General features: G+C 42.4%; 25 protein-coding genes and 1 pseudogene. 13 read left to right on the forward strand and 13 right to left on the reverse strand.

Annotated elements, in window-relative coordinates; genetic code table 11:
* Window positions 1–90: pseudogene (locus LCM09_RS20965) on the forward strand (ferritin-like domain-containing protein); the annotation flags it as partial.
* A 17-nt stretch (window positions 91–107) separates the two neighbouring features.
* On the opposite strand, the gene LCM09_RS07215 reads toward LCM09_RS20965, so the two are convergent.
* The 6 genes from LCM09_RS07215 to LCM09_RS07240 form a co-directional block, all read right to left on the reverse strand.
* Window positions 108–509: a cytidine deaminase gene (locus LCM09_RS07215; RefSeq protein ID WP_224880158.1), complete on the reverse strand. Its 402-nt coding sequence runs from the start codon at window positions 507–509 to the stop codon at window positions 108–110.
* Between the two features lie 18 nt (window positions 510–527).
* Window positions 528–1,712 carry an MFS transporter gene (locus LCM09_RS07220; protein WP_224880160.1) on the reverse strand — a complete coding sequence of 395 codons (1,185 nt, stop codon included), beginning with the start codon at window positions 1,710–1,712 and terminating at the stop codon, window positions 528–530.
* A 76-nt stretch (window positions 1,713–1,788) separates the two neighbouring features.
* Window positions 1,789–2,208 carry a ferritin family protein gene (locus LCM09_RS07225; protein ID WP_224880162.1) on the reverse strand — a complete coding sequence of 140 codons (420 nt, stop codon included), beginning with the start codon at window positions 2,206–2,208 and terminating at the stop codon, window positions 1,789–1,791.
* Between the two features lie 114 nt (window positions 2,209–2,322).
* The gene (locus tag LCM09_RS07230; RefSeq protein WP_224880164.1) at window positions 2,323–2,646 is read right to left on the reverse strand and encodes a nucleoside triphosphate pyrophosphohydrolase; all 324 of its coding nucleotides are present in this window, start codon (window positions 2,644–2,646) and stop codon (window positions 2,323–2,325) included.
* Window positions 2,633–3,031, reverse strand: coding sequence for a nucleoside 2-deoxyribosyltransferase (locus tag LCM09_RS07235; protein ID WP_224880166.1), 399 nt, complete (start codon window positions 3,029–3,031; stop codon window positions 2,633–2,635). Before LCM09_RS07235 ends, LCM09_RS07230 begins: the two co-directional genes overlap by 14 nt.
* 36 nt (window positions 3,032–3,067) lie before the next feature.
* Window positions 3,068–3,361 carry a hypothetical protein gene (locus LCM09_RS07240; protein ID WP_224880168.1) on the reverse strand — a complete coding sequence of 98 codons (294 nt, stop codon included), beginning with the start codon at window positions 3,359–3,361 and terminating at the stop codon, window positions 3,068–3,070.
* Between the two features lie 233 nt (window positions 3,362–3,594).
* Between LCM09_RS07240 and gvpA the strand changes: the two genes are divergently transcribed.
* The 12 genes from gvpA to gvpU all read left to right on the forward strand — a co-directional run bounded on the left by gvpA (window position 3,595) and on the right by gvpU (window position 9,119).
* Window positions 3,595–3,855, forward strand: coding sequence for a gas vesicle structural protein GvpA (gvpA, locus tag LCM09_RS07245; protein WP_224880169.1), 261 nt, complete (start codon window positions 3,595–3,597; stop codon window positions 3,853–3,855).
* A 57-nt stretch (window positions 3,856–3,912) separates the two neighbouring features.
* Window positions 3,913–4,365, forward strand: coding sequence for a gas vesicle protein GvpQ (gene gvpQ, locus LCM09_RS07250; RefSeq protein ID WP_224880171.1), 453 nt, complete (start codon window positions 3,913–3,915; stop codon window positions 4,363–4,365).
* Window positions 4,366–4,385: 20 nt separating this feature from the next.
* The gene (gene gvpJ, locus LCM09_RS07255) at window positions 4,386–4,646 is read left to right on the forward strand and encodes a gas vesicle protein GvpJ (RefSeq protein ID WP_224880173.1); all 261 of its coding nucleotides are present in this window, start codon (window positions 4,386–4,388) and stop codon (window positions 4,644–4,646) included.
* Window positions 4,647–4,722: 76 nt separating this feature from the next.
* Window positions 4,723–4,989: a gas vesicle protein GvpO gene (gene gvpO, locus LCM09_RS07260; protein WP_224880175.1), complete on the forward strand. Its 267-nt coding sequence runs from the start codon at window positions 4,723–4,725 to the stop codon at window positions 4,987–4,989.
* A gap of 17 nt (window positions 4,990–5,006) precedes the next feature.
* Complete coding sequence (gene gvpN / locus LCM09_RS07265; RefSeq protein WP_224880177.1) at window positions 5,007–5,930, forward strand: gas vesicle protein GvpN; 924 nt, start codon at window positions 5,007–5,009, stop codon at window positions 5,928–5,930.
* Window positions 5,931–5,945: 15 nt separating this feature from the next.
* The gene (locus LCM09_RS07270) at window positions 5,946–6,713 is read left to right on the forward strand and encodes a GvpL/GvpF family gas vesicle protein (RefSeq protein ID WP_224880178.1); all 768 of its coding nucleotides are present in this window, start codon (window positions 5,946–5,948) and stop codon (window positions 6,711–6,713) included.
* A complete protein-coding gene (locus tag LCM09_RS07275; RefSeq protein WP_224880179.1) occupies window positions 6,710–6,964 on the forward strand; it encodes a gas vesicle protein GvpG in 255 nt (84 codons plus the stop codon). The genes LCM09_RS07270 and LCM09_RS07275 overlap by 4 nt, the downstream gene beginning before the upstream one ends.
* 9 nt (window positions 6,965–6,973) lie before the next feature.
* Complete coding sequence (locus LCM09_RS07280) at window positions 6,974–7,774, forward strand: GvpL/GvpF family gas vesicle protein (protein WP_224880180.1); 801 nt, start codon at window positions 6,974–6,976, stop codon at window positions 7,772–7,774.
* 20 nt (window positions 7,775–7,794) lie between these two features.
* Window positions 7,795–8,070: a gas vesicle protein gene (locus LCM09_RS07285; RefSeq protein WP_224880181.1), complete on the forward strand. Its 276-nt coding sequence runs from the start codon at window positions 7,795–7,797 to the stop codon at window positions 8,068–8,070.
* Complete coding sequence (locus LCM09_RS07290) at window positions 8,036–8,320, forward strand: gas vesicle protein K (RefSeq protein ID WP_224880182.1); 285 nt, start codon at window positions 8,036–8,038, stop codon at window positions 8,318–8,320. The genes LCM09_RS07285 and LCM09_RS07290 overlap by 35 nt, the downstream gene beginning before the upstream one ends.
* A gap of 27 nt (window positions 8,321–8,347) precedes the next feature.
* Window positions 8,348–8,668 (forward strand): gas vesicle protein, encoded by a 321-nt coding sequence (locus LCM09_RS07295; RefSeq protein ID WP_224880183.1) that lies wholly within the window; start codon window positions 8,348–8,350, stop codon window positions 8,666–8,668.
* Window positions 8,669–8,699: 31 nt separating this feature from the next.
* A complete protein-coding gene (gene gvpU / locus LCM09_RS07300) occupies window positions 8,700–9,119 on the forward strand; it encodes a gas vesicle accessory protein GvpU (protein ID WP_224880184.1) in 420 nt (139 codons plus the stop codon).
* Window positions 9,120–9,170: 51 nt separating this feature from the next.
* Here the strand turns inward: gvpU and dsdA are convergent, their stop codons facing one another.
* The 7 genes from dsdA to LCM09_RS07340 form a co-directional block, all read right to left on the reverse strand.
* Entirely contained in the window at window positions 9,171–10,457 is a 1,287-nt protein-coding gene (gene dsdA, locus LCM09_RS07305) for a D-serine ammonia-lyase (RefSeq protein WP_224880185.1), read from the reverse strand.
* Between the two features lie 72 nt (window positions 10,458–10,529).
* Window positions 10,530–11,924, reverse strand: a complete 1,395-nt coding sequence (locus tag LCM09_RS07310) for a cell wall-binding repeat-containing protein (RefSeq protein WP_224880186.1) — start codon at window positions 11,922–11,924, stop codon at window positions 10,530–10,532.
* Between the two features lie 164 nt (window positions 11,925–12,088).
* Entirely contained in the window at window positions 12,089–13,066 is a 978-nt protein-coding gene (locus LCM09_RS20895) for a D-glucuronyl C5-epimerase family protein (RefSeq protein WP_224880188.1), read from the reverse strand.
* 359 nt (window positions 13,067–13,425) lie between these two features.
* Window positions 13,426–14,016 (reverse strand): cell wall-binding repeat-containing protein, encoded by a 591-nt coding sequence (locus LCM09_RS20900; RefSeq protein ID WP_318246498.1) that lies wholly within the window; start codon window positions 14,014–14,016, stop codon window positions 13,426–13,428.
* Window positions 14,016–15,446 carry a cell wall-binding repeat-containing protein gene (locus LCM09_RS07325; protein ID WP_224880190.1) on the reverse strand — a complete coding sequence of 477 codons (1,431 nt, stop codon included), beginning with the start codon at window positions 15,444–15,446 and terminating at the stop codon, window positions 14,016–14,018. The genes LCM09_RS20900 and LCM09_RS07325 overlap by 1 nt, the downstream gene beginning before the upstream one ends.
* Before the next feature lie 184 nt (window positions 15,447–15,630).
* The gene (locus LCM09_RS07330; protein ID WP_224880191.1) at window positions 15,631–17,496 is read right to left on the reverse strand and encodes an LTA synthase family protein; all 1,866 of its coding nucleotides are present in this window, start codon (window positions 17,494–17,496) and stop codon (window positions 15,631–15,633) included.
* Window positions 17,497–17,641: 145 nt separating this feature from the next.
* On the reverse strand, window positions 17,642–19,525 hold the full coding sequence (locus LCM09_RS07340; protein ID WP_318246497.1) for a C40 family peptidase: 1,884 nt from the start codon (window positions 19,523–19,525) through the stop codon (window positions 17,642–17,644).
* Window positions 19,526–19,542 lie beyond the last annotated feature (17 nt).

A 19,542-nucleotide genomic window follows, 5' to 3' on the forward strand; every position in this document is an offset into this window, starting at 1 on the left:
AAAGAGACCTTCAAACGAGCAGCGGCAGATGAGCAAAATCATGCAGTGTGGTTTTTGTACTTTTTAACGCGGGGTCAGGCACGTGCCTGACCCCCGCTCTTAACAATTTATTCATCGTAAGCTTCATACCAATGATACGGCTGAATTTCCTTCAACGTCTTATAATCGAGGCGTCCTTCCGGATTATAAACAGCTGCCTTCACATCACTTCCCCAATAAAATAGCCGCTCCTGGCACACGCCACAGGGAGTGAGAATCACGTAAGGCGAATGCTCATTCTCTCTAACTACACAAATCGTATGTGTTATTTTTGTTTCTAGCTTATGAGCTTCTAAGATTGCACCCGTTTCAATACATAATTCTGTGGATGCATTGATGACTTCAGGAGCGACGCTTGTAAGAATCTGACCATCACTCGTGCGCATAGCCGCTGCGCCTCCCCAGCCTGATGGATATCGTTTTTCGATCAAGTTAAAGGCTTCGTCGTAGAGTTGTCTTTCGATGTTCATCACATACCTCCAAAACTGTTAATTTGAGTTCACTGCATGTAGCTGAGAATAGGACCGTTCTGACTTTAATAGAACGGCAGTTAATAGCACACCGATCAGTGAAAGACCTCCGAAAAAGAGGTAGACTGCGAAAATATTAAAGAATTCGTAGAGGTACCCTCCTACAAATGTGCAGAACCAGTTTCCTATTCCATTCCCAACCGCAGCATAGAGCGTAACCGCCGTCGCTTCCATGTCGATCGGCGCTATTTCCTTGATGTACTGAAGACCAGCTGGGATAAATAACCCTAGTGAGAACCCTTGGATAATCGTTGTTGCGTAGATCACCGTTAAGCTTGGTTCAAAGAAATAAAGGACCCAACGCAAGAGTGATGCGATTCCTGCGAACAGTACAACTGCGAGTAAGCCGTAGCGTTGAATCCATTTTCCTGACAGTCGCATGAACGGAATTTCGAGTAACACAGCCAGCATGAAAGCTAGTCCAATCCCTGCGTAGGTTCCCCCGCTATCTTCTACAAACAGTCCAAAGTATGTATTATTTGATAAGTTCGGACCGAAGATCATAAATGTCACGATGAGAAACAGAAGGAATTTTCGATAGACTAATAGCTTTTTCATCCCATTCTTCAAATCTACCTTCTTCGTCTGGCGTTCACTTGGTGATCGCCACGCGAGAATAGCAGCTAGCGAGAGGGAGATCAGGAAAGCGTAAAAGATAACCCCTGGACCAAAGACTGAGTCTGATAGTTTTCCCATGATGAACACAGCAAGGCCAAAGCCTAATGAACCAAACAGTCGAATGTTTCCATAGTTATAGTTCACCTTACTCGTGTATTTCAGGGTGATGCTGTCGGACACTGGAATGATCGCACTCTGAAAGATCGCGACAATAATTGCGATTACGATAAACCAATAAAATCCATCAAAAACAAGGTACCCCATCCCGGCGATACCAGTTAATAGTGCTGTTAATGTTAGTACTCTAGTAGGCGACTGTGTGTAGTCACACACCATCCCCCAAATTGGTTGAAAGAAGATCATGAAGATTGGACCGAGCGACATGATCATCCCGATCTCAGAACCGTTTAGATTCTCAACTTGTTTTAAATAAACGCTAAGTAACGGGAATAAGCTACCTACCCCGAAAAAGGCGAGTAAATAGAATCCCTGAAGCGTTAGTATATTTTTCTTACCCTCTTGCATGGTGCACCTCCGTAATGAGCTACCTTATATTGTATGCTCATCTTGGAAATAGTCAATAGTGGGGGTCAGGAAGGGGTCAGGAACGTGCCTGACCCCGCGTTAAAAAGTACAAAAACCACACTGCATGATTTTGCTCATCTGCCGCTGCTCGTTTGAAGGTCTCTTTAATATAGAGATCTTGCGTTTGATCCGCAATGTCGAGGTAAAAGTCGACAGCCTTTTGCTCATCTTCGATCGAGTACTTCAATCCAGATAGATAAGCAGTGGGACACTCTTCGATTAACTCTGGAGTAGGCTGTTGGCCAGTGAGCTGTGTATAGATGGCAGTGAAAGCTTGATAATGGTTGATTTCATCCTGACGAATCTCTAAGATCTGGTTTCTCGACTTTTCATTAGGCGCGAGTTGAGCGAGAATTTCGTAACACTGAATGGCGCTGTATTCTCCGTTTATCGCAATAGCGATGTCCTCGATGAGTGTTCGGTATGCGTTGTACATGCTGTTCTCTCCCTTATTTATGAAACAAGATAAAACAGTATATGATGGAGGCCCAGTGAAGAGTGAAAAATAAAGAACGGGGTCAGGCATACGCCTGACCCCCCTACAAACAATTCACTCTTCAACACTCTTAAGAAACACTCGTTCCGCAAAAACGCCTCTCGTTTCTTCTTTTTCTCCCCTTACCATTTCTACATCTTCATAAGACTTACCATGTACACCCGCTAATGAACGCACTACCTCAATAACATCGCAAAGCTCCGAAATAGCATCTTCGTCTGAGCTTGCTTCAAGATACTCATTCACTTCTTCGAGCAGCTTTCTTCTCAGTTCTACCTTGAATTCTCCTTCTGATAAATTTATAGCTTCATAAGTTTGTCCGTTCTTAGCTATAATTTCAGGGATACGATCTCTAACTAGCTTATTATATACTGGCATGTTTTTTCTCTCTTACAATCGTATTCAAGAGATCCGTCAGCGTACCCGTGCAAACCGTCACCCCACTCGTATGGTAAAACGAGCTCGACGTCACAGGGTCTGTGATCTTCTCTTCAGTGTAAAGATAAACAGGAATATCAAGACCAAGCGCAATCCCCATTTCAATGTGTGTCCCTTTACCTCCAGGAAGAAGAACGACCAGAAAATCGGAATCTCTTACAGCATCGAGTTCAGCGCTCCCTATTTTCTCGAGGTCCGAAAACGTTGCCGCTCTCTCGTTTAATGTCCAATCGTATGTATGCACGAATCCTTCTCCCTTTAATAAATCACGTAGCTCTTGAACCTGAGCTTTGTTTTGAAAACTAGATGCGATATAAAACTTCATAACACTCCTCCTATGTTTGACGGCTAGAATCCTACTTTATTTTTCTGCAAGCTGCTTATTCATCGTTTTCTTCAACTTTCTTGCCATTCTATCTTCATACATCGGTGACTTTTTCATCTTCTTGACGCGCATCTTGCCAATTACGTAACGAACGGATTCATTTTTCATAATGAGTGGCTTTCCCTGAGGGTGTTTTGTGAGATCAGTAAACCACGAAAAAGCCATAAGTGCCACGATGTTCTCTTCTATTTTCTCCTCATCTGGTGCGTCTCCTCCACCGATACCTAATATCCCGCCTATATTTGCCAGAATCTCAAGTAACAACTCCATAGTGATCGCCCTCTCTATAACGAATCTCAATTCGAGTTACCAATTATTAGTACATATACGAATCGTGTAGGTAAATGGTTTCACTTTGGGGTCAGGATGACGCCTGACCCCATCCTGACCCCTTGTTTAAACAATTCACTTCCGAGGTATACTCCTGTGAATTGTTTTACTCTCCAATCATTTCTGTCATGGAGATGGTTTGGAACCCACTACGAGTACAAGGGAGTGAAGTGATGAGTATTCAGAAAAGTGCAGAGAGTTCCAGTCTCGCGGAAGTCATCGATCGGATACTGGACAAAGGCATTGTCATTGATGCATTCGCACGGGTTTCGCTCGTTGGAATCGAGATTCTTACGGTTGAAGCTCGCGTTGTTATTGCGAGTGTGGATACGTGGTTACGCTATGCTGAAGCGGTCGGACTTCTCCGGGATGATGTGCAAGAAGGAGGTCTATCTCAGCAATCAAACCAGCGAAATCCACAATTTAGCATGTAGGTCATTGGATTCATTTTTCGCAATTAACTGCAATTCGACCCACTAAGGGGGTATCTCATGAATAAGCCCTTTGAAAAAGCTGTTGATAAAGTTACGGAAAAAGTAGTGGACCACACGCCTGAACGCATTAAAGAAAAGGTAAAAGATACGGTTCAAGATCACGCACAGGAAAAGTTTACAGAAAAAGTGCAGGAAGGTGTGCAATCAAAGGTTAACGATGCTTCAGAGCAGCTTCAAAATGTAAAAGAAGAAAATGCATCTAAGGTTCACAGTACCGCAGAAAAAGCCAAAGAAAAAGTACAGGACGCTCTACTTTCAGTAAAAGAAAAAGTCTCGACGGCGAAAGAAGCTGGTGAGGAATTTCAGGACAAAGTATCTTCCTCACGAGAAAGCAAAACCATTAAAGGCGTTAACGACATCAAGAGTTCAACAAATATTAAAAGCGCCACGAACATCAAAAGTTCTCAGAACATTAAGTCATCAAGGGATATCAAAACGATGAGTTCATAATACTCAAAAGGAGAGATTTCATGGCTATTCAAAAAAGTGCAGAAAGCTCAAGTCTTGCAGAAGTGATTGACCGTATTCTTGATAAAGGGATCGTCATCGACGCATTCGCGAGAGTCTCCGTTGTAGGGATTGAAATTTTGACCGTTGAAGCACGCGTGGTTATCGCAAGTGTTGATACATGGTTACGATACGCTGAGGCAGTTGGCTTGCTTCGCGACGACGTGCAAGAGAATGGTCTTGCGAGTCAGCAGAACGAACGCAGTCCTCAATTTAGCATCTAATACAACTAAGGGAGAAGCGGTCTTGCTTTTACAGAAGGCCGTCTTCTCCCCTCCATTATGATAGCAGGAGGTCAATATGGAAATTAAACAAATCATGGGTAATGTGGCAGAGTTCCTTAACGAGAACGTTGCACCCCTTCATAAGATTACTTCAGTCGAGACGACTGAAAACGAAGGTTGGAGAGTGACGGCGGAAGTGATTGAAGAAAAAGAATACATGAAGCGATATGCGAAAGATGAATTAGTCGGTTCGTACGATGTACTTCTCAATGAAAACAAGGAAGTAACATCATTCAAACGCCGAGATGTTCGTTATCGAAGTGCGATCGGTGAGGAAGCATAGGCCAGGAGGTAGTCACGATGTCTGTTTTAAAGCAAAGGATGAAAAAGGATAACCGAGCGTTTCTTGAGGATGACGAAACAAAGAACCTTATCGACCGATCGCTACACTACATCGAGGCAGGATACCCTGTCCACTTCACTGGACCATCTGGCGCCGGCAAAACAACGATTGCTCTTGCACTAGCCAAAAAGCGCAAGCGCCCTGTTATGTTGATGCACGGAAATCACGAGTTGGACAACCATGACTTGATCGGTACGTTCACAGGTTACTCAAGTAAAACGGTAATCGATCAGTATGTTCGCTCTGTCTATAAAAAGGATGAAAATGTTTCTGAAGCGTGGCGAGATGGCCGGTTACTAGAAGCCGTAAAACACGGGTATACGCTTGTTTACGATGAGTTTACTCGCTCAAAGCCCTCGACGAATAACATTTTTCTATCCATTTTAGAAGAAGGCATCCTCCCGCTTTATGGAACAAAATCAACGGAGCCGTTCATTCGCGTACATCCAAAATTCGCTGTCATCTTCACGAGCAATCCTGCAGAATATGCAGGCGTATATGAGACGCAAGATGCGCTACTCGATCGTTTGATTACGATCAACATGAACTTCAACGATCGCGAGCGTGAAGCTAGGATACTACAGCAGAAATTCGACCTCTCAACACAAGAGGCACAAACGATTTCATCTCTTGTTTCTCATATTCGTACGCTCTACCCGAACGCGGCAAACGGACCAAGTATACGCGCTTCCCTGATGATCGCACGACTTACTGAGGAAGCAGAAATTCCGATCAAAGGCGATAACCCAGAGTTCCAGCGCTTATGCCTCGATATTTTAGTAGATGGCTTAAGTCGAATATTGAATTCAGACAATCCAATCGATAATGCAGAAAAACTCATCTTAGAGGCATGCAGGAGCCTAAGCACACAACATTCATAAAGGAGCGGTTGACGAATGAGCAAGGAAGATACAGGCATCTATATTTTTTGTGCGATCCAAACAGAAGATGAACAACAATTTGGGTCAGTAACCATCGAAGGTGTCGAACATGAGACATTTACGATTCACTATAAAGACGCTGCTATGGTTGCAGCACAAGTTCCAATGAAAATCTATCATCCGAAAAAAGATAATCTGATGATGCATCAGAAAACAGTCTCACGTGTGATGGAAGATAGCGATACGGTTCTTCCGATCAGTTTCGGAAATGTCTTTCATTCCGTAGATGATGTGAAAGTCTTACTTGAGAATCTCTACCCTCAATTCGAAAAACTTTTTCCTGCTATCAAAGGAAAAATTGAAGTTGGACTAAAAGTAATCGGCAAAAATGATTGGCTCGAATCAAGAGTGAACGAGCATCCAGAAGTTGAAAAGATGGCGTCTTCTGTAAAAGGAAAGTCCGAGGCGGCTGGTTACTACGAACGAATACAGCTCGGAGGTATGGCGCAAAAGCTTTTTGCATCACTTCAAAAAGAAATTAAGGAAGACATTTTTAACCCACTAGACGAAACAGCTGAAGCGTCGAAAGCAAATGACCCTATCGGAGAAAAAATGTTATTGAACGCATCATTCCTCGTTGATCGAGAGAAAGAGGAGAAGTTTGATGAAGTCGTCAATGAGGCTCACGATAAATGGAAAGACAAAGTTGAGTTTAGCTATACCGGTCCATGGCCTGCATACAATTTCGTCAATATCCGCTTGAAAGTTGAAGAAGGTGCATGATCCATAAACTCGTTACTTCCCCCATCAACCTGGTGATTAAAGTCGGTGAGAAAATTAAGGAAGAAGCCGATAAAGAACTTTACGATTTGCCAACGATTCAGCAAAAACTGATTCAACTGCAAATGATGTACGAGCTAGGCGAAATACCTGAGGAAGCGTTTCAAGAAAAAGAAGAAGAACTGCTCCTTCGTTACGAGACGGCAAAACGCATGGAGATGGAGCAGTGGGAAGAACTAACGAAAAAGAAATGAGGGTAACCGATGAGCGATCTTCTATATTTATACAGCCTTATTCCAACAAATGAATCCAATACGCCACTCCCCTCTCTACAAGGTTTTGATGATAAGAGTGAGCTGTACATGGTCTCGATCGGTGACGACGTGACTGCAATCGTATGTGACGTAGCGACTTCAGAAGAGACGATAAAAGAGAAAATCGATCAAGATGTGGAATGGCTTCAGGAAAAAGCATTCCACCATCATGAACGGGTGCTACAGCTTTCCAAACTATACACCCTGATTCCTCTGAAATTCTGTACATTGTATAAGAGTGAAGCGAGTTTGCGGGATACCGTTGAAAGTAACTACGAGAAACTGAAAGAAACCTTCTCTCTAATAGAAGGCAAGGAAGAATGGAACGTGAAGATCTACTGCGATGATGAAGCGTTACGAAAACAGGTTAGCGAGAACAATACCGCGATTCAGGCTAAACGGGAAGAAATCGAAGAGCTTTCTCCTGGTAAGAAATTTTTCGAACGAAAGAAAATGGACCATTATATTGATCAGGAGCTTGAAAATGAGAAGACTTCCTTTTGTGAAGGTATCCACGACGCATTAAACGCGTATTCGGTCTTAGGCAACATCAAGAAAAACTGGAAAAAAGACGTGACGGGACGAAAAGAAAATATGGCCTGGAACAGTGTATTCCTCCTTCCTCAGCATGAGGTGGAAGCTTTCATCACGAAGTTCAAGGAATATGAAGAGAAATTCACCGACTCAGGATGGCAATTCGAGGCATCAGGGCCATGGCCAGCCTATCACTTCTCAAGTTTCACGTCATAAAAATGGAGGGTTAAGCGGACATGCCTGTTAAAGAATCCCTCGAAAATAAAGAGATTGCCTTAATCGATATTCTAGACGTTATTCTCGATAAGGGCGTTGCCATCAAGGGCGATTTACTTATATCCATTGCGGGCGTTGATCTCGTGTACTTAGATTTAAGAGTGTTGATTTCATCTGTTGAAACGCTTGTCGAGCACCAGATGGGCACTCGGGCACCACTTAGTTCAGAACGATTTGATCAAGAAAGGGAGGATTTGATCCATGCAACTGGCCAATTCGACAGATGGAAGGATTAACATCGACCAAGAAAATGCTGAAAAAGGGTTAGCACAGCTTGTTTTAACGGTAATCGAATTACTGAGGCAAATCGTTGAACGAAATGCGATGAGACGAGTCGAAGGCGGTTCTCTTACCGACGAACAGGTAGAAAACCTCGGGGTTGCCCTTATGACATTAGAAGAAAAAATGGAAGAGTTACGAGATGTATTCGGTCTTGAAGCGGAAGATCTGAACATCGATCTTGGACCGCTTGGGAGCTTACTTTGATTTTGAGAGAGATGTGGAGGTGTCACGATGGGAGTTGAACACCCAGTACAATCAAATACGATTGTGGATGTGTTAGAAAAAGTATTGGATAAAGGGGTGGTCGTTGCTGGAGACATTCGCGTTGGAATTGCAGACGTTGAACTACTGACGATCAAAATTCGATTGATCGTATCCTCGGTCGATAAAGCAAAAGAAATCGGGATGGATTGGTGGGAAAACGATCCGTACTTAAGTTCAAAAGCAGCAGATCAAAACACGAAGGCGCTTGAAGAAGAAAACAAGAAGTTACATGAACGATTAGAACAGCTTGAAAGGAAGCTTGAGTCTCAGTCAGTCGAAACAAGATAATTTATATTGTAATCACGAAAGGAGAATACGTATGAGCGTTGACACAGCTACTACTACGGATAAGGACAGTGTTCTTGAATTTTTTGTACAAGCATCAAACAAACACGATTTCTCTTTAGACATTACTCTGAATTTGAAAGGTGCGATGGTGACAGGCACTCTCGTTTCTGCAGGAGAATACTTTGCGACACTTAGTGACTCGTTTGAAGATCAAGGGGATGTGTCTCAGAAATTAAGTGAAGAATTGACGAAGGCCGGTGAAGCTGTTGAAGGTAGCAGTGTTCCAGATGCGCAGTTCATTCATTTAAAGAATGCGAGAGTCTATTGCGGAGATACGAAACCGACTCCGTCTAAGGGAAGTATCCTTTGGAGAGGGAAGCTTAGTGAAGTAGATGGATTCTTTCTTGGCAGGATCTCGGAATCAAAGGGGAAGGATAATCAGGATGGGTGAATTGATTGACGGTGCCAGGATGGGGTCTGGCCCCATCCTGGCACCACTTCCTTACAATTTCCCCTTCTCATAATCCGCTTTCCACACTTCATTCGGTACAAGCCTACCACCAGTGGCCCACACAACGTGAGTTCCTCGTCCACCTGCCTGTTTCGCGACATGAACAGGTCCAATCATACCAGCAAGTGCAGATGGCTCAAGCTTGATTTTCTCCGCATCATAAAGCAAGTGCAGAAGGCGGTACAGTCGCTCATCGTCGATCGTGTATACGCCATCAATATATGTCTTTACACGCTGACCTACATACTTAGATGGCCTCCCCACTGCAAGTCCATCTGCAGCAGTTAAGTTGTCGATCCCAAAGTCTTGCACACATACCTGATCATGTTGGTCCGTCATGAGACCGATCAGCATCGACGGCGAATGCGTCGGCTCTGCGAAATAACAATGAACATTGTTACCGAATACTTGATTAAGACCAAATGCGATGCCACCCGGTCCTCCTCCTACACCACATGGGAGGTAAACCGTTAATGGATTCTCTTTATTAACCACGATGTTCCGCTCATCTAGCTGCTTTTTCAAGCGCATTGCTGCTACTGCATATCCCATGAATAAATCTTTCGAGTTCTCATCATCAATGTAATAACAGGTAAGCTTCTCTTCACACTGCGAACGCCCTGCATCAACCGCTACGCTAAAATCTCCTTGATGTTCAACGACTGTGGCACCCTTTTCCCGTAATAAATCCTTCTTCCACTGCTTCGCATCACTCGACATATGTACCGTTACGTTGAACCCAAGCTTGGCAGACAAGATTCCGATGCTTAAACCGAGGTTTCCCGTAGAACCAACCATGATGGAGAAGGCCGAGAAAAACTCCTTATACTTTTTGTCAGCTAGCTTTTTATAGTTATCGTCTTTCGATAAGATGTTGTGTCCGAGGGCGAGATCTTCAGCGTGCTTCATTACTTCATGAAAGCCACCTCGCGCTTTTATACTCCCTGCAATCGGAAGGCGATCATCTTGTTTTAGTAATAAATCACCGCTTATGGTAGCGCCATATTCTTGTTCAAGAGCCTTTTTCATACCTTCTATTTCTGATAATGGAGATTCGATGACACCATTTGTTTCAGGGAAAACCTTTTTGAAGTAAGGCTCGAATCGTTTGAAGCGAGCTTCCGCTTCCTTAATGTCTTCGAGTGTTAAATCTAGACCGGAGGGCAATAATCCTTTGCTAGGATTGTGCCAAAGCACTTCTTTATAGTGAATAAGATCGTTAAGTAGAGGATATTTTGCTTTCCACGTATCTAAAGATTTACCTGCGATTTGCTTCATGACGAGCTCCTCCTTTGTAAATTGTTACGCGGTGGGGTCAGGCTGGGGTCTGGCCCCATCCTGACCCCTGCTCTAAAACAATTCCATAATCTCTTCTTCTACACTCTTCTCTACAACCCCTGTTCCACCAAAGATGGTGAAGTTGTATTTATCATTCTTCTTGATATATTCTGCTGTTGCTGGAGCAAGGTGACTCTTCGGTGTTAGCACCATCGGCTCACTGAATTTCGCTGCTAGAACCGATCCTGTCAGGGCATCGGCGTAGCTATCTCCTGTTGCTAAGTTAAGAGACTGTGAGTCTCTGCCAAAGTAATTAGCAATTGCAACGGACGTTTCGTAGCGGTCACTTCCTGATAGGCGTTCAGGCTGTGGCAATTCTCCAAATACGTCGTCCCCGATGACGCCTGTTCCACCAACTGCAAATGTGCTTTTATAATTCGATAGTGCTTTACTTGTCGCTTTTGGTACTTCATCAGTTTCAGTCAAAAGAATCGGCATCGATAGTTGTGCTGCTACTGGTGCTATTGAGAGTGCGTCCGGGAAGCTCTTCCCATATGCCACAACAGCTGACTCCGAAGCAGGCAATTCTTCAGCGATAGCCGCTGCCGTTTCATAGCGGTTCTTCCCTGAGATTCGCTCGACATCGATATTCAGCTCTATTTCGATGTAACGTTCTACTTCCTCAGAAATCACGCCTGTCCCACCAACAATGGTAACACGTTCGGTTTGTAGTACTTCAAATGCTTTCTCCGTAACCTTCGTGAGCTTGTCACCTTCTGTTAAAAGAATCGGCGCCTGTAAATGGTGAGCAAGAGGCGCCCCTGCGAGCGCATCAGGGAAGTCTTCGCCTGTAGCTAATACCACGTTCTTTGCTTTCCCCTCAATTCGCTCATTCATCGCAATTTTTACTGCAGTGTCATACCGGTTTTCACCAGCGATTCGATCAATATAAGGCTCTACTTCCTCATAGACCGAAGCGTGTAATTCATATTCTTTCCCATTATTAAGGTTCTCACGATCAGTCGCTTCTATGTAATACGTACCTGGAGCTAGAGAATACACAGCACTAAAGCTGATTTCACTCGATTCAATACTAGGATCGATTTCTTCCTTATTCCGATCATACACATTCATATGTAAATCCATCTCAGACACTTCACCATTTGTCTGATAGATAGAAAGTTCGATATCACTGAATTCACTTACTTTCAGTTTGAAAAGGTCTTTATCATTAGCTGATAGCGTCCCTCTCATATAATCTGTTGTCGTTTGAATCGTTTGATTCACTTGGCTGAACGAGTTGTTTGGTTCGTTTTCATTTAAGATCGAATACTCCCCACTCGTTAATGGTTCAACGGTACCGCCTTCTTTTATATCGGTAAAATCTGTAGTAGCTTGGACGGATGGACAGATTGCGAGACTTCCAGCAAGTAAAGCAGAGATGATCCCTATCGTTTTATTCAACATGTTCATTCCTCTCAGGTAGTAGTTTGTGTAACAATTCTAATCAAAATCACACTTAGTACTAATACCCTTACATACCATTAATTAACATAAAAAAGAGAACCAGACATCTGATTCTCTCACTATTATACGTTCATTTAGGTATCATTTTACCTCTCGCAAAACTTTCATGACTCCTCTGTTAATTCAAAATCCTCTTTAAACTTCGATGCTTCTTCTTTAAAAAATGAATCTCCACTAATTTTAGATAACTTTTCAAGTTGACTAATGTGAATCATATGATATCGGTCACTTTGAACATGATGATCACGACAATAGTAACTGATCTCACCCTCCACTCTGAATTCGGGCAAGTAATGTTTCACTGTAGTTAGTGAACCCTCTATATAATTCTTCACTTCTTCGTCTTGTTCCAATAAATAATAATCGTAGACCCCAAATATTGCGAATAAGAATCCATTCAATGCATAAGTAGGGGTGTCTTGAGGATATTCTTCAAGCCATAAATAACCATCTTCGTCTATTAGTGATACCCATACATCATTATCACTTTTAAGATTTTTCATGCTCTGAAAAGTCTTATGAGCCGCATTCAAGTATTTTTCATCTTCTGTATATTGATATAACCTTGTAAAGGCTGAAAGAATTTCACCTTGAGTCATTGCAGAAAACCATGGTCCTTCCATAATGTCTTCTCCAAATCCATGTAAATCAAAGTCAATTGAATAAGGGAAATACAATCCACCATTATGCTCTTCAGCCATATCTAATAACTTTTCACCATGCAATTCAGCTTTTTCAAGAAATGCTTCGTCATTCTCTTTATCGTAACTAATCAGGAATGATTTCGCATATCTTCCAATCTTCAAAGGATTGTAGTATAACTCACCTTGATGATTCGTCATTACAATTCCATTATTATCTGTTGGTACATCAGGTTCAAGAGACACAGCAGAGCCTATATATGGCACTTCGTCTTGTGGAAGTTCTACCAGTTCATATGTATCCATTCTGAACCCAAGGTTTTCGTTGATTTCTGCTTCATGGTCTTGGCTTGATTGATTAAATAATAATAGACTACCTACAATTAAAATGAGAGCGATAGTTATTATACCAAAAAGCCCCTTCTTTCCTATTCTTTTCACTATATTAATCCTCCTCAGCACGCTTCAATTCGCTACATTTTGTATTTCAAACATTGCCAAACTTTAAATGACTCTACCTTTTCTACCTCAAGTTTCTATTCTACCATCCTGAACAGTTAGTCATCTATATTCTTTATGGCATTTTATATAAAATTATCAAGAAATTCCTGTATTTGAAGGACTTAGTATCTTTTACTCTTTTGAAATCTTAATATAACACTCTTTGACAAAAAATATGGAGGTCAGATAAACATCTGACCTCCTCTTAATAATACATTTTAATCAAAAATACTAGTATAGAAAAGAGAATGTTGATGGTGTCTGGCCCGTGCCAGGCACGGGCCAGACACCACTGATTATTAATTCAGTAAACTCCAGATATCCTTCTCTACATCTTTAGAAACTGCTCCATTACCACCAAGAATCGTGTAATAGCGTGTCTCATGCTTCTTGAAGTAAGCTGCTACAGAAGGATCTAGTTTTTCTTTCGGTGTTAGTAGTAACGGATTGGTGAAATTAGCTGCTAACAGAGATCCAGTCAACGCATCTGCATAGCCTTCTCCAGTGGCAACGACTGCAAAGTTTTTATCATTGTTGAATTCATTTGCAATTGCTACAGAGGTCGCATAGTGATCTTTTCCTGAAAGACGAGTTGGTTCAGGCAGTTCATTGTTGAATACGTTCTCGCTGATGACACCCGTTCCACCTACTACATAACTCTTTTCATAGGTTCGTAGTGCGTTCTTCGTAGCTTCTGGAACATGATTTGTGTCTGTTAACAAGATCGGCATCCCATTTCGAGCTGCCTCAGATGCAATGGATAATGGACCAAGAAAATCCTTTCCATAAGCGACAACCGCAGTGTCTATAGGAATATTTATACTCGCAAAAAAACGAGTCCCCGCTAAGGGATACTCGTTTTCTATTGAACTATTAATATCCTTAAAGATTACTCAAACATACTCCAGATGTCTTCTTCTACGCCTTCACCAACAGCGCCTGTTCCACCAAGCACTCTAAAGTAGAATGTATCGTTGTCGACGAAGAATTGCTTAACCTTTGGATCAAGCGCTTCTTTAGGAGTTAGTAGCATAGGTTCGTTCATGCTCGCAGCGTACACCGAGCCAGAAAGTGCATCTGCAAAGCTTCGGCCAGTCGCTAGGTTTACGAATTCTCGGTCAAGATCGAACTCTTCTGCAATGGCGACAGACGTGCCATAACGGTCTTTTCCAGAGATTCTTTCTGCATTTGGTAGTTTTTCAAAAACCGCATTGCTGATGACTCCTGTTCCTCCTACCACGATACTACTATCATAGTTTTTCAGAGCAGTTCGCGTTGCTGAAGGAATGCTGTCTTTCTGTGTTAATAGAATTGGCATCATGTTTTGAGCTGCTACTGGTGCCATCGATAAAGCATCAGGGAAATTCGTTCCATCTGCAACAACAGCTGTACCTGTTGCAAATGGGAGCTCATTTGCGATTTTTGCAGCCGTTTCATAGCGATCTTTTCCAGAAATTCGATCGACTTCAAATCCTAACTCTTCCTCTAGATAGCGCTCGACCTCTTTAGAAATAACGCCAGTTCCACCAACGATCGTCACATGAGACGTGTCTAGCAGATCCATCGCAGTTTGAGTATATTCTGGAAGTGAGTTCTTCCCAGTTAATAAGATCGGTGCATCCATCGAAAATGCTAGTGGAGCAGCAGCTAGTGCATCAGGAAAATCACTTCCTGTCGCAAGGACTACGTTCTCAGAAGAATAGCTTCCATGTGAGCGAATCGCTATTTTTGCAGCCGTGTGATAACGATCCTTTCCATTAATACGCTGGATGTATGGTTCTGGGTCATAGATAAACGCATTTAGAAGATACTCTTCTCCAGTAGTAAGGTTTGCAATGTCTGATGCCTCTAGGTAATAGACACCAGGATCTAGCGTGATACCAGAAAGGTAACCGTACTCATCAGAAACATCAAAATCTCCTTCAAGCTCTTGCTTATCTTCGTTATAGAGATTAACGTTAAGCTCCATTTCTGTGCCTTCTTCTTCAGTTGAGAAAAGAGAAATAATGAAGTCTACTTCTTCGTCTCCTGTAATTTCGATTTTATAAAAATCCTTATCTTGATCAGCAAACGTTCCAATCACATAGTTATCGAGCTCGATTGGGTTTGCTTGATCAAAGCTATTGTTAGGCTCTTCTTCTTCATAATCACCGAATTCGTTGTAACCTTGTAATTCAACTGTCTCATCAAGCTTCTTTTCATTCAGAAGCTTCTTCACGCTTACTAAATCTGGATGATTACTTGCCGCAGAAGCTGAAGGGCTTGCTAGTAAACTTGCAGCTACGATAACAGACGACATCACGCTCAATACTTTCTTCAATACATTCATTCCCCCGAATTTGTTGTTTTTTGGAGATTTAACGAAAAAAGAACACGCCTATTTTCCCGGCAGCTTCACCTTCCATTTCCTATCGCTAAGAGGATTATATACGAGATTCCAAATAATTACTATCTCTTTTTTACGCTAAATTTCTCCAATAAAAAAGCACCTAAAAAGGTGCTCTTTATATTGATTCTTCACGTATGCTCTTTAACCTTTCGAGAAGGTTATTTTCTAATACTTTATCAGACATTTCGATTTGCTTTTTGATCCGCTCATATCCATCACGGCAATTTTCTACGTCTACGGTTTCCCCACTCTCTGTTTTCGTACATGTCCCTTTCGTAAACTCTCCTGTTGGAGACATGTCGAACGAATACGTTTCACCGAAGAACGTGTACTTCGGGAAGCCGTGTCGAAATCCGACAAAACCTTCTTCTTTCGATGTGAGGTCCTTCCCAACATGATAGATAGAATCCTCTAATCCTAGTAAACTAGTGACGGTCGGCTTAATATCGACCATTCCACCGATTACGTCGCTCACTTCTCCTTCTTCTTGCCCAGGGTAATGAATCAGGAGGGGAACGTTGTACATTTCTTTACGATCGAACGTTACTCCGATTAACTCATCCAATTCCTTTTTCTTTTCAGGTAGGAGACCATAATGATCGCCATAGAAAACGAATAGCGTGTCTTCCCAAAGGCCTCTCTCTTTCAAATCATTGATAAATAGGCCAAGTGTTTCATCCGCATATTTTGTGCTTTGAAGGTAATCCCCTACAGCTGTATCATCAAAACGTTCAGGTAAGTCGAGGTATTTTTTATCTTCTGGTAGTTTAAAAGGTCTGTGCTGCGTTAAGGTGATGAAGAAATTATAAAACGGACCATTTTCAGCTTGTTTCTCGTATATATCAACGAGTTGACCATACATGCTTTCATCAGATATTCCCAACCCTAGCTTTTGGCTGCTATCGATCGTTTCAGAAGTGCCATTGTAGAACTTATCGAATCCTTGAGCTGGATATGCAGCCTTTCGATTCCAGAATTCTGGATCATTTCCGTGAGCTACGCTAGTCTGATAACCTTCTTCACCTAACACAATCGGTAATGAACGAAAGATTCCAGTTTCATATGCAGTGTATCCACTTTCTCGTTCTGCTGGAAATAATGAATTGTTTACAATAAACTCCGCATCTGATGTGTTCCCTTTTCCAATCTGTGTGTAGATTTGATTGTAGTAGAAGCTTTTTTCAACAAGATCATTGAGGTTAGGAGTGATTTCTACTCCATCCACTTCCATACCAATCACAAAGTTATTCATTGACTCCCCTTGAACAATGACTACGTTCTTCCCTTCGGCTACGCCGAAATAAGGAGATTTTTCGTTCTGATTTTCAACAAAGTACTGGTTGACCCCTTCAAGTTCTTCATTCGAATCGTCTTGTCCCATCGCAGGTGCTAGCTTGTTCTCATTAAAAAATATCGTACTTGCATGTAAATGAGCAGGGAGAATTCCAGCTTTCGCAACCTTATACTGATCACTATACTGACTGTCTATCGAGAATACTGAAATAAAAATGAATAGAATGATTCCAACGACGAGAAAGCTAGAACCAATCATTCTGTTCTTCACAGCTTGTCGTTTTACAACCATCATGATTAACAATGGGAGCAATACTACAATATCCACCAGGTATAATAAATCACTTTGTCTGATAAGAGTTATGACAGAATCTCCCACTTCTGCTGTTTGGCCTGCCTGGTCCAGTAGCTCAAGCGATAATATACTGGAATAGTAACGCTCGTATAGCACATCTCCATAGAGCAAGAATGAAACTAGTAAATAGAGAGAGAATGCTAGAAAGGCGTAACGTACTTTTCCAGACATCACTTGGAAACTTACTAAGAATAACGTTAGGGCAACGGCTCCGAGAAAAATAAGCCCTGTTTGAGCTTCTCCTATTATTTGATGTGAAAAATAGCTGTTTTTGAAGGTCCACCCAACAAGAATGACGAGCGACCAAAGAATGAGATATATGTATTTTGTCATAAGAAAATTCCTTTTTTTACATAGATTTATATCATATTGTAACATAGAATTTACATTTCATTAACAATTCTGGTTCGATGTAAACAGATGACTTTAAAAAAGAATTAAAAAAGACCGATCTATGAATAGATCGGTCTGACTCCTCCTAATGAGCTCTCTTTGCACCAAGGTATCTCGGTGACCAGTAGCTTGAGTCCATGCTGCTTATCGTGACGCCAGTAGAAGACCCAGCGTGAATGAACTTGTTGTTTCCGATGTAGATTCCACCGTGTGATGCACCTGGCTTATAGGTTTCAAAATACACGATGTCCCCAACAGATGGACTGCTGACTGGCGTTGTCACATTCCACATCTGTGCCATCGTTCGTGGCAAGGACACCCCTTGTTTCTTGAAAACGTAAACGAGAAAGCCACTGCAATCGAAACCAGATTGCGGCGTGTTGCCTCCCCATGTGTAAGGAGTACCGATGAACTCAGAAGCATCTGCGATCAGATCCATCACGCTGAACGAACCACTACCTGTGTCTCCTGAACCACCACCATCGTATGAAGTCCCCTGCTTCAGTTTCTCCCATGTCGATGAATCTACAACTCCGTTAGCCGTGAGCTTATTACGAGATTGGAACGTCTTCACTGCACTTTCTGTAATCGGACCAAATGCACCATCTGTCGCACCGTTGTAATAGCCGAGCGCTTTAAGCTTAGACTGAAGCTCTACAACGAGCTCCCCTTTTGAACCAACCTTTAGGACATCGTCATGAGAAGAATCTTGAACAGGAGGATGAACAGCTGGACTTGTTGTGTTGCTCAGTGTATCTAGCGTTTCCTTCGTTGCAGTACCCGTTACAGTAAGCCCCTTTGCTCTCTGAAAATCCTTTACAGCTTTTTCTGTAACTGGACCGAAGTACCCTGTTACACCGACATGGAATGTCCCTGCAGTAGTGAGGTCCTGTTGCAGCTTAACGACATCATCTCCACGTGAGCCTACTTTCATTACTGTAGCTGATTGTGTAGTCGTGCCTCCACGTGATTTCAATGCATCAAGAGTTGCATCATCCGCAACACCTGTCACGGTGAGTCCAACAACACTTTGGAACTCCTTCACAGCTTTTTCTGTGATGGAACCAAAGATGCCATCCACTTTATAATTGTAATAACCGCGATCCTTAAGACCTTGCTGCAGGGAAGTGACTGCACTGCCACGCGCTCCGACTGTAAGACCGGTTACTTTTTCTTCTTTCTTCTCCTGCACTTGAGTCGATGTAGTTCCTGAAAGCTTTTCCTTCGTCTTCCCATCGACGACGCCTGTGATCGATAAGCCATTCGCGCTTTGGAACTGCTTTACAGCTTTTTCAGTAATCGGACCGAAAATTCCGTCTACTGTGTAGCTGTAGTAGCCTTTATTCTTTAATTGCTGCTGGACTGTTGAAACCTCAACACCTCGAGCACCAACTTTTAACGTCTGTTCAGCTTCTTGAGAAGGCTTTGCCTTTGCGGGAGCTGCATTCAATGCATTTTCGGTTGCCTGGTCGACAACTCCTGAGACAGATAGGCCTTTCGCCTTCTGAAACTGCTTAACAGCTTTCTCAGTGATCGGACCGAAAATTCCATCTACACTATAATTGTAATACCCTTTGTTTTTAAGCTTTGTTTGGATATCACTAACGGCTTGTCCACGTTCGCCAATCGATAGTGTTTGAGAATAAGTAGAAGCCGCTTTCGCAGTAGCTCCTTTCAATGCGCTAAGCGTTTCACCATTCGCAGTACCAGTTACTGTTAATCCTTTTGCTTTTTGAAAGTCGCTAACGGCTTTTTCAGTGATCGGGCCAAAGTATCCTGTTGACGTATGATATGTAAAATAACCCTTTTCTTTCAAAACGTCTTGCAGTTCTTTCACATCGGAATTGTTCATTCCGAGCTTTAATTCCTGATTACCAAGGGCAGCTTCTACTTCCCCGGCTTGAACATAAAAAAAACCAGACAAAAGTGCTGATCCAACTACCGTCTTCTTTAACGTAGAACCTTGCATGTACATCCCCCTTAATG

The organism is Guptibacillus algicola, from assembly GCF_020171805.1.
Taxonomy (GTDB): Bacteria; Bacillota; Bacilli; order Bacillales; family Guptibacillaceae; genus Guptibacillus; species Guptibacillus algicola.

Coding starts and splice junctions, on each gene's coding strand:
- LCM09_RS07215 (WP_224880158.1), bottom strand. CDS start 509: ATGAACATCGAAAGACAACTCTACGACGAAGCCTTTAACTTGATCGAA.
- LCM09_RS07220 (WP_224880160.1), bottom strand. CDS start 1,712: ATGCAAGAGGGTAAGAAAAATATACTAACGCTTCAGGGATTCTATTTA.
- LCM09_RS07225 (WP_224880162.1), bottom strand. CDS start 2,208: ATGTACAACGCATACCGAACACTCATCGAGGACATCGCTATTGCGATA.
- LCM09_RS07230 (WP_224880164.1), bottom strand. CDS start 2,646: ATGCCAGTATATAATAAGCTAGTTAGAGATCGTATCCCTGAAATTATA.
- LCM09_RS07235 (WP_224880166.1), bottom strand. CDS start 3,031: ATGAAGTTTTATATCGCATCTAGTTTTCAAAACAAAGCTCAGGTTCAA.
- LCM09_RS07240 (WP_224880168.1), bottom strand. CDS start 3,361: ATGGAGTTGTTACTTGAGATTCTGGCAAATATAGGCGGGATATTAGGT.
- gvpA (WP_224880169.1), top strand. CDS start 3,595: ATGAGTATTCAGAAAAGTGCAGAGAGTTCCAGTCTCGCGGAAGTCATC.
- gvpQ (WP_224880171.1), top strand. CDS start 3,913: ATGAATAAGCCCTTTGAAAAAGCTGTTGATAAAGTTACGGAAAAAGTA.
- gvpJ (WP_224880173.1), top strand. CDS start 4,386: ATGGCTATTCAAAAAAGTGCAGAAAGCTCAAGTCTTGCAGAAGTGATT.
- gvpO (WP_224880175.1), top strand. CDS start 4,723: ATGGAAATTAAACAAATCATGGGTAATGTGGCAGAGTTCCTTAACGAG.
- gvpN (WP_224880177.1), top strand. CDS start 5,007: ATGTCTGTTTTAAAGCAAAGGATGAAAAAGGATAACCGAGCGTTTCTT.
- LCM09_RS07270 (WP_224880178.1), top strand. CDS start 5,946: ATGAGCAAGGAAGATACAGGCATCTATATTTTTTGTGCGATCCAAACA.
- LCM09_RS07275 (WP_224880179.1), top strand. CDS start 6,710: ATGATCCATAAACTCGTTACTTCCCCCATCAACCTGGTGATTAAAGTC.
- LCM09_RS07280 (WP_224880180.1), top strand. CDS start 6,974: ATGAGCGATCTTCTATATTTATACAGCCTTATTCCAACAAATGAATCC.
- LCM09_RS07285 (WP_224880181.1), top strand. CDS start 7,795: ATGCCTGTTAAAGAATCCCTCGAAAATAAAGAGATTGCCTTAATCGAT.
- LCM09_RS07290 (WP_224880182.1), top strand. CDS start 8,036: ATGCAACTGGCCAATTCGACAGATGGAAGGATTAACATCGACCAAGAA.
- LCM09_RS07295 (WP_224880183.1), top strand. CDS start 8,348: ATGGGAGTTGAACACCCAGTACAATCAAATACGATTGTGGATGTGTTA.
- gvpU (WP_224880184.1), top strand. CDS start 8,700: ATGAGCGTTGACACAGCTACTACTACGGATAAGGACAGTGTTCTTGAA.
- dsdA (WP_224880185.1), bottom strand. CDS start 10,457: ATGAAGCAAATCGCAGGTAAATCTTTAGATACGTGGAAAGCAAAATAT.
- LCM09_RS07310 (WP_224880186.1), bottom strand. CDS start 11,924: ATGTTGAATAAAACGATAGGGATCATCTCTGCTTTACTTGCTGGAAGT.
- LCM09_RS07330 (WP_224880191.1), bottom strand. CDS start 17,496: ATGACAAAATACATATATCTCATTCTTTGGTCGCTCGTCATTCTTGTT.
- LCM09_RS07340 (WP_318246497.1), bottom strand. CDS start 19,525: ATGCAAGGTTCTACGTTAAAGAAGACGGTAGTTGGATCAGCACTTTTG.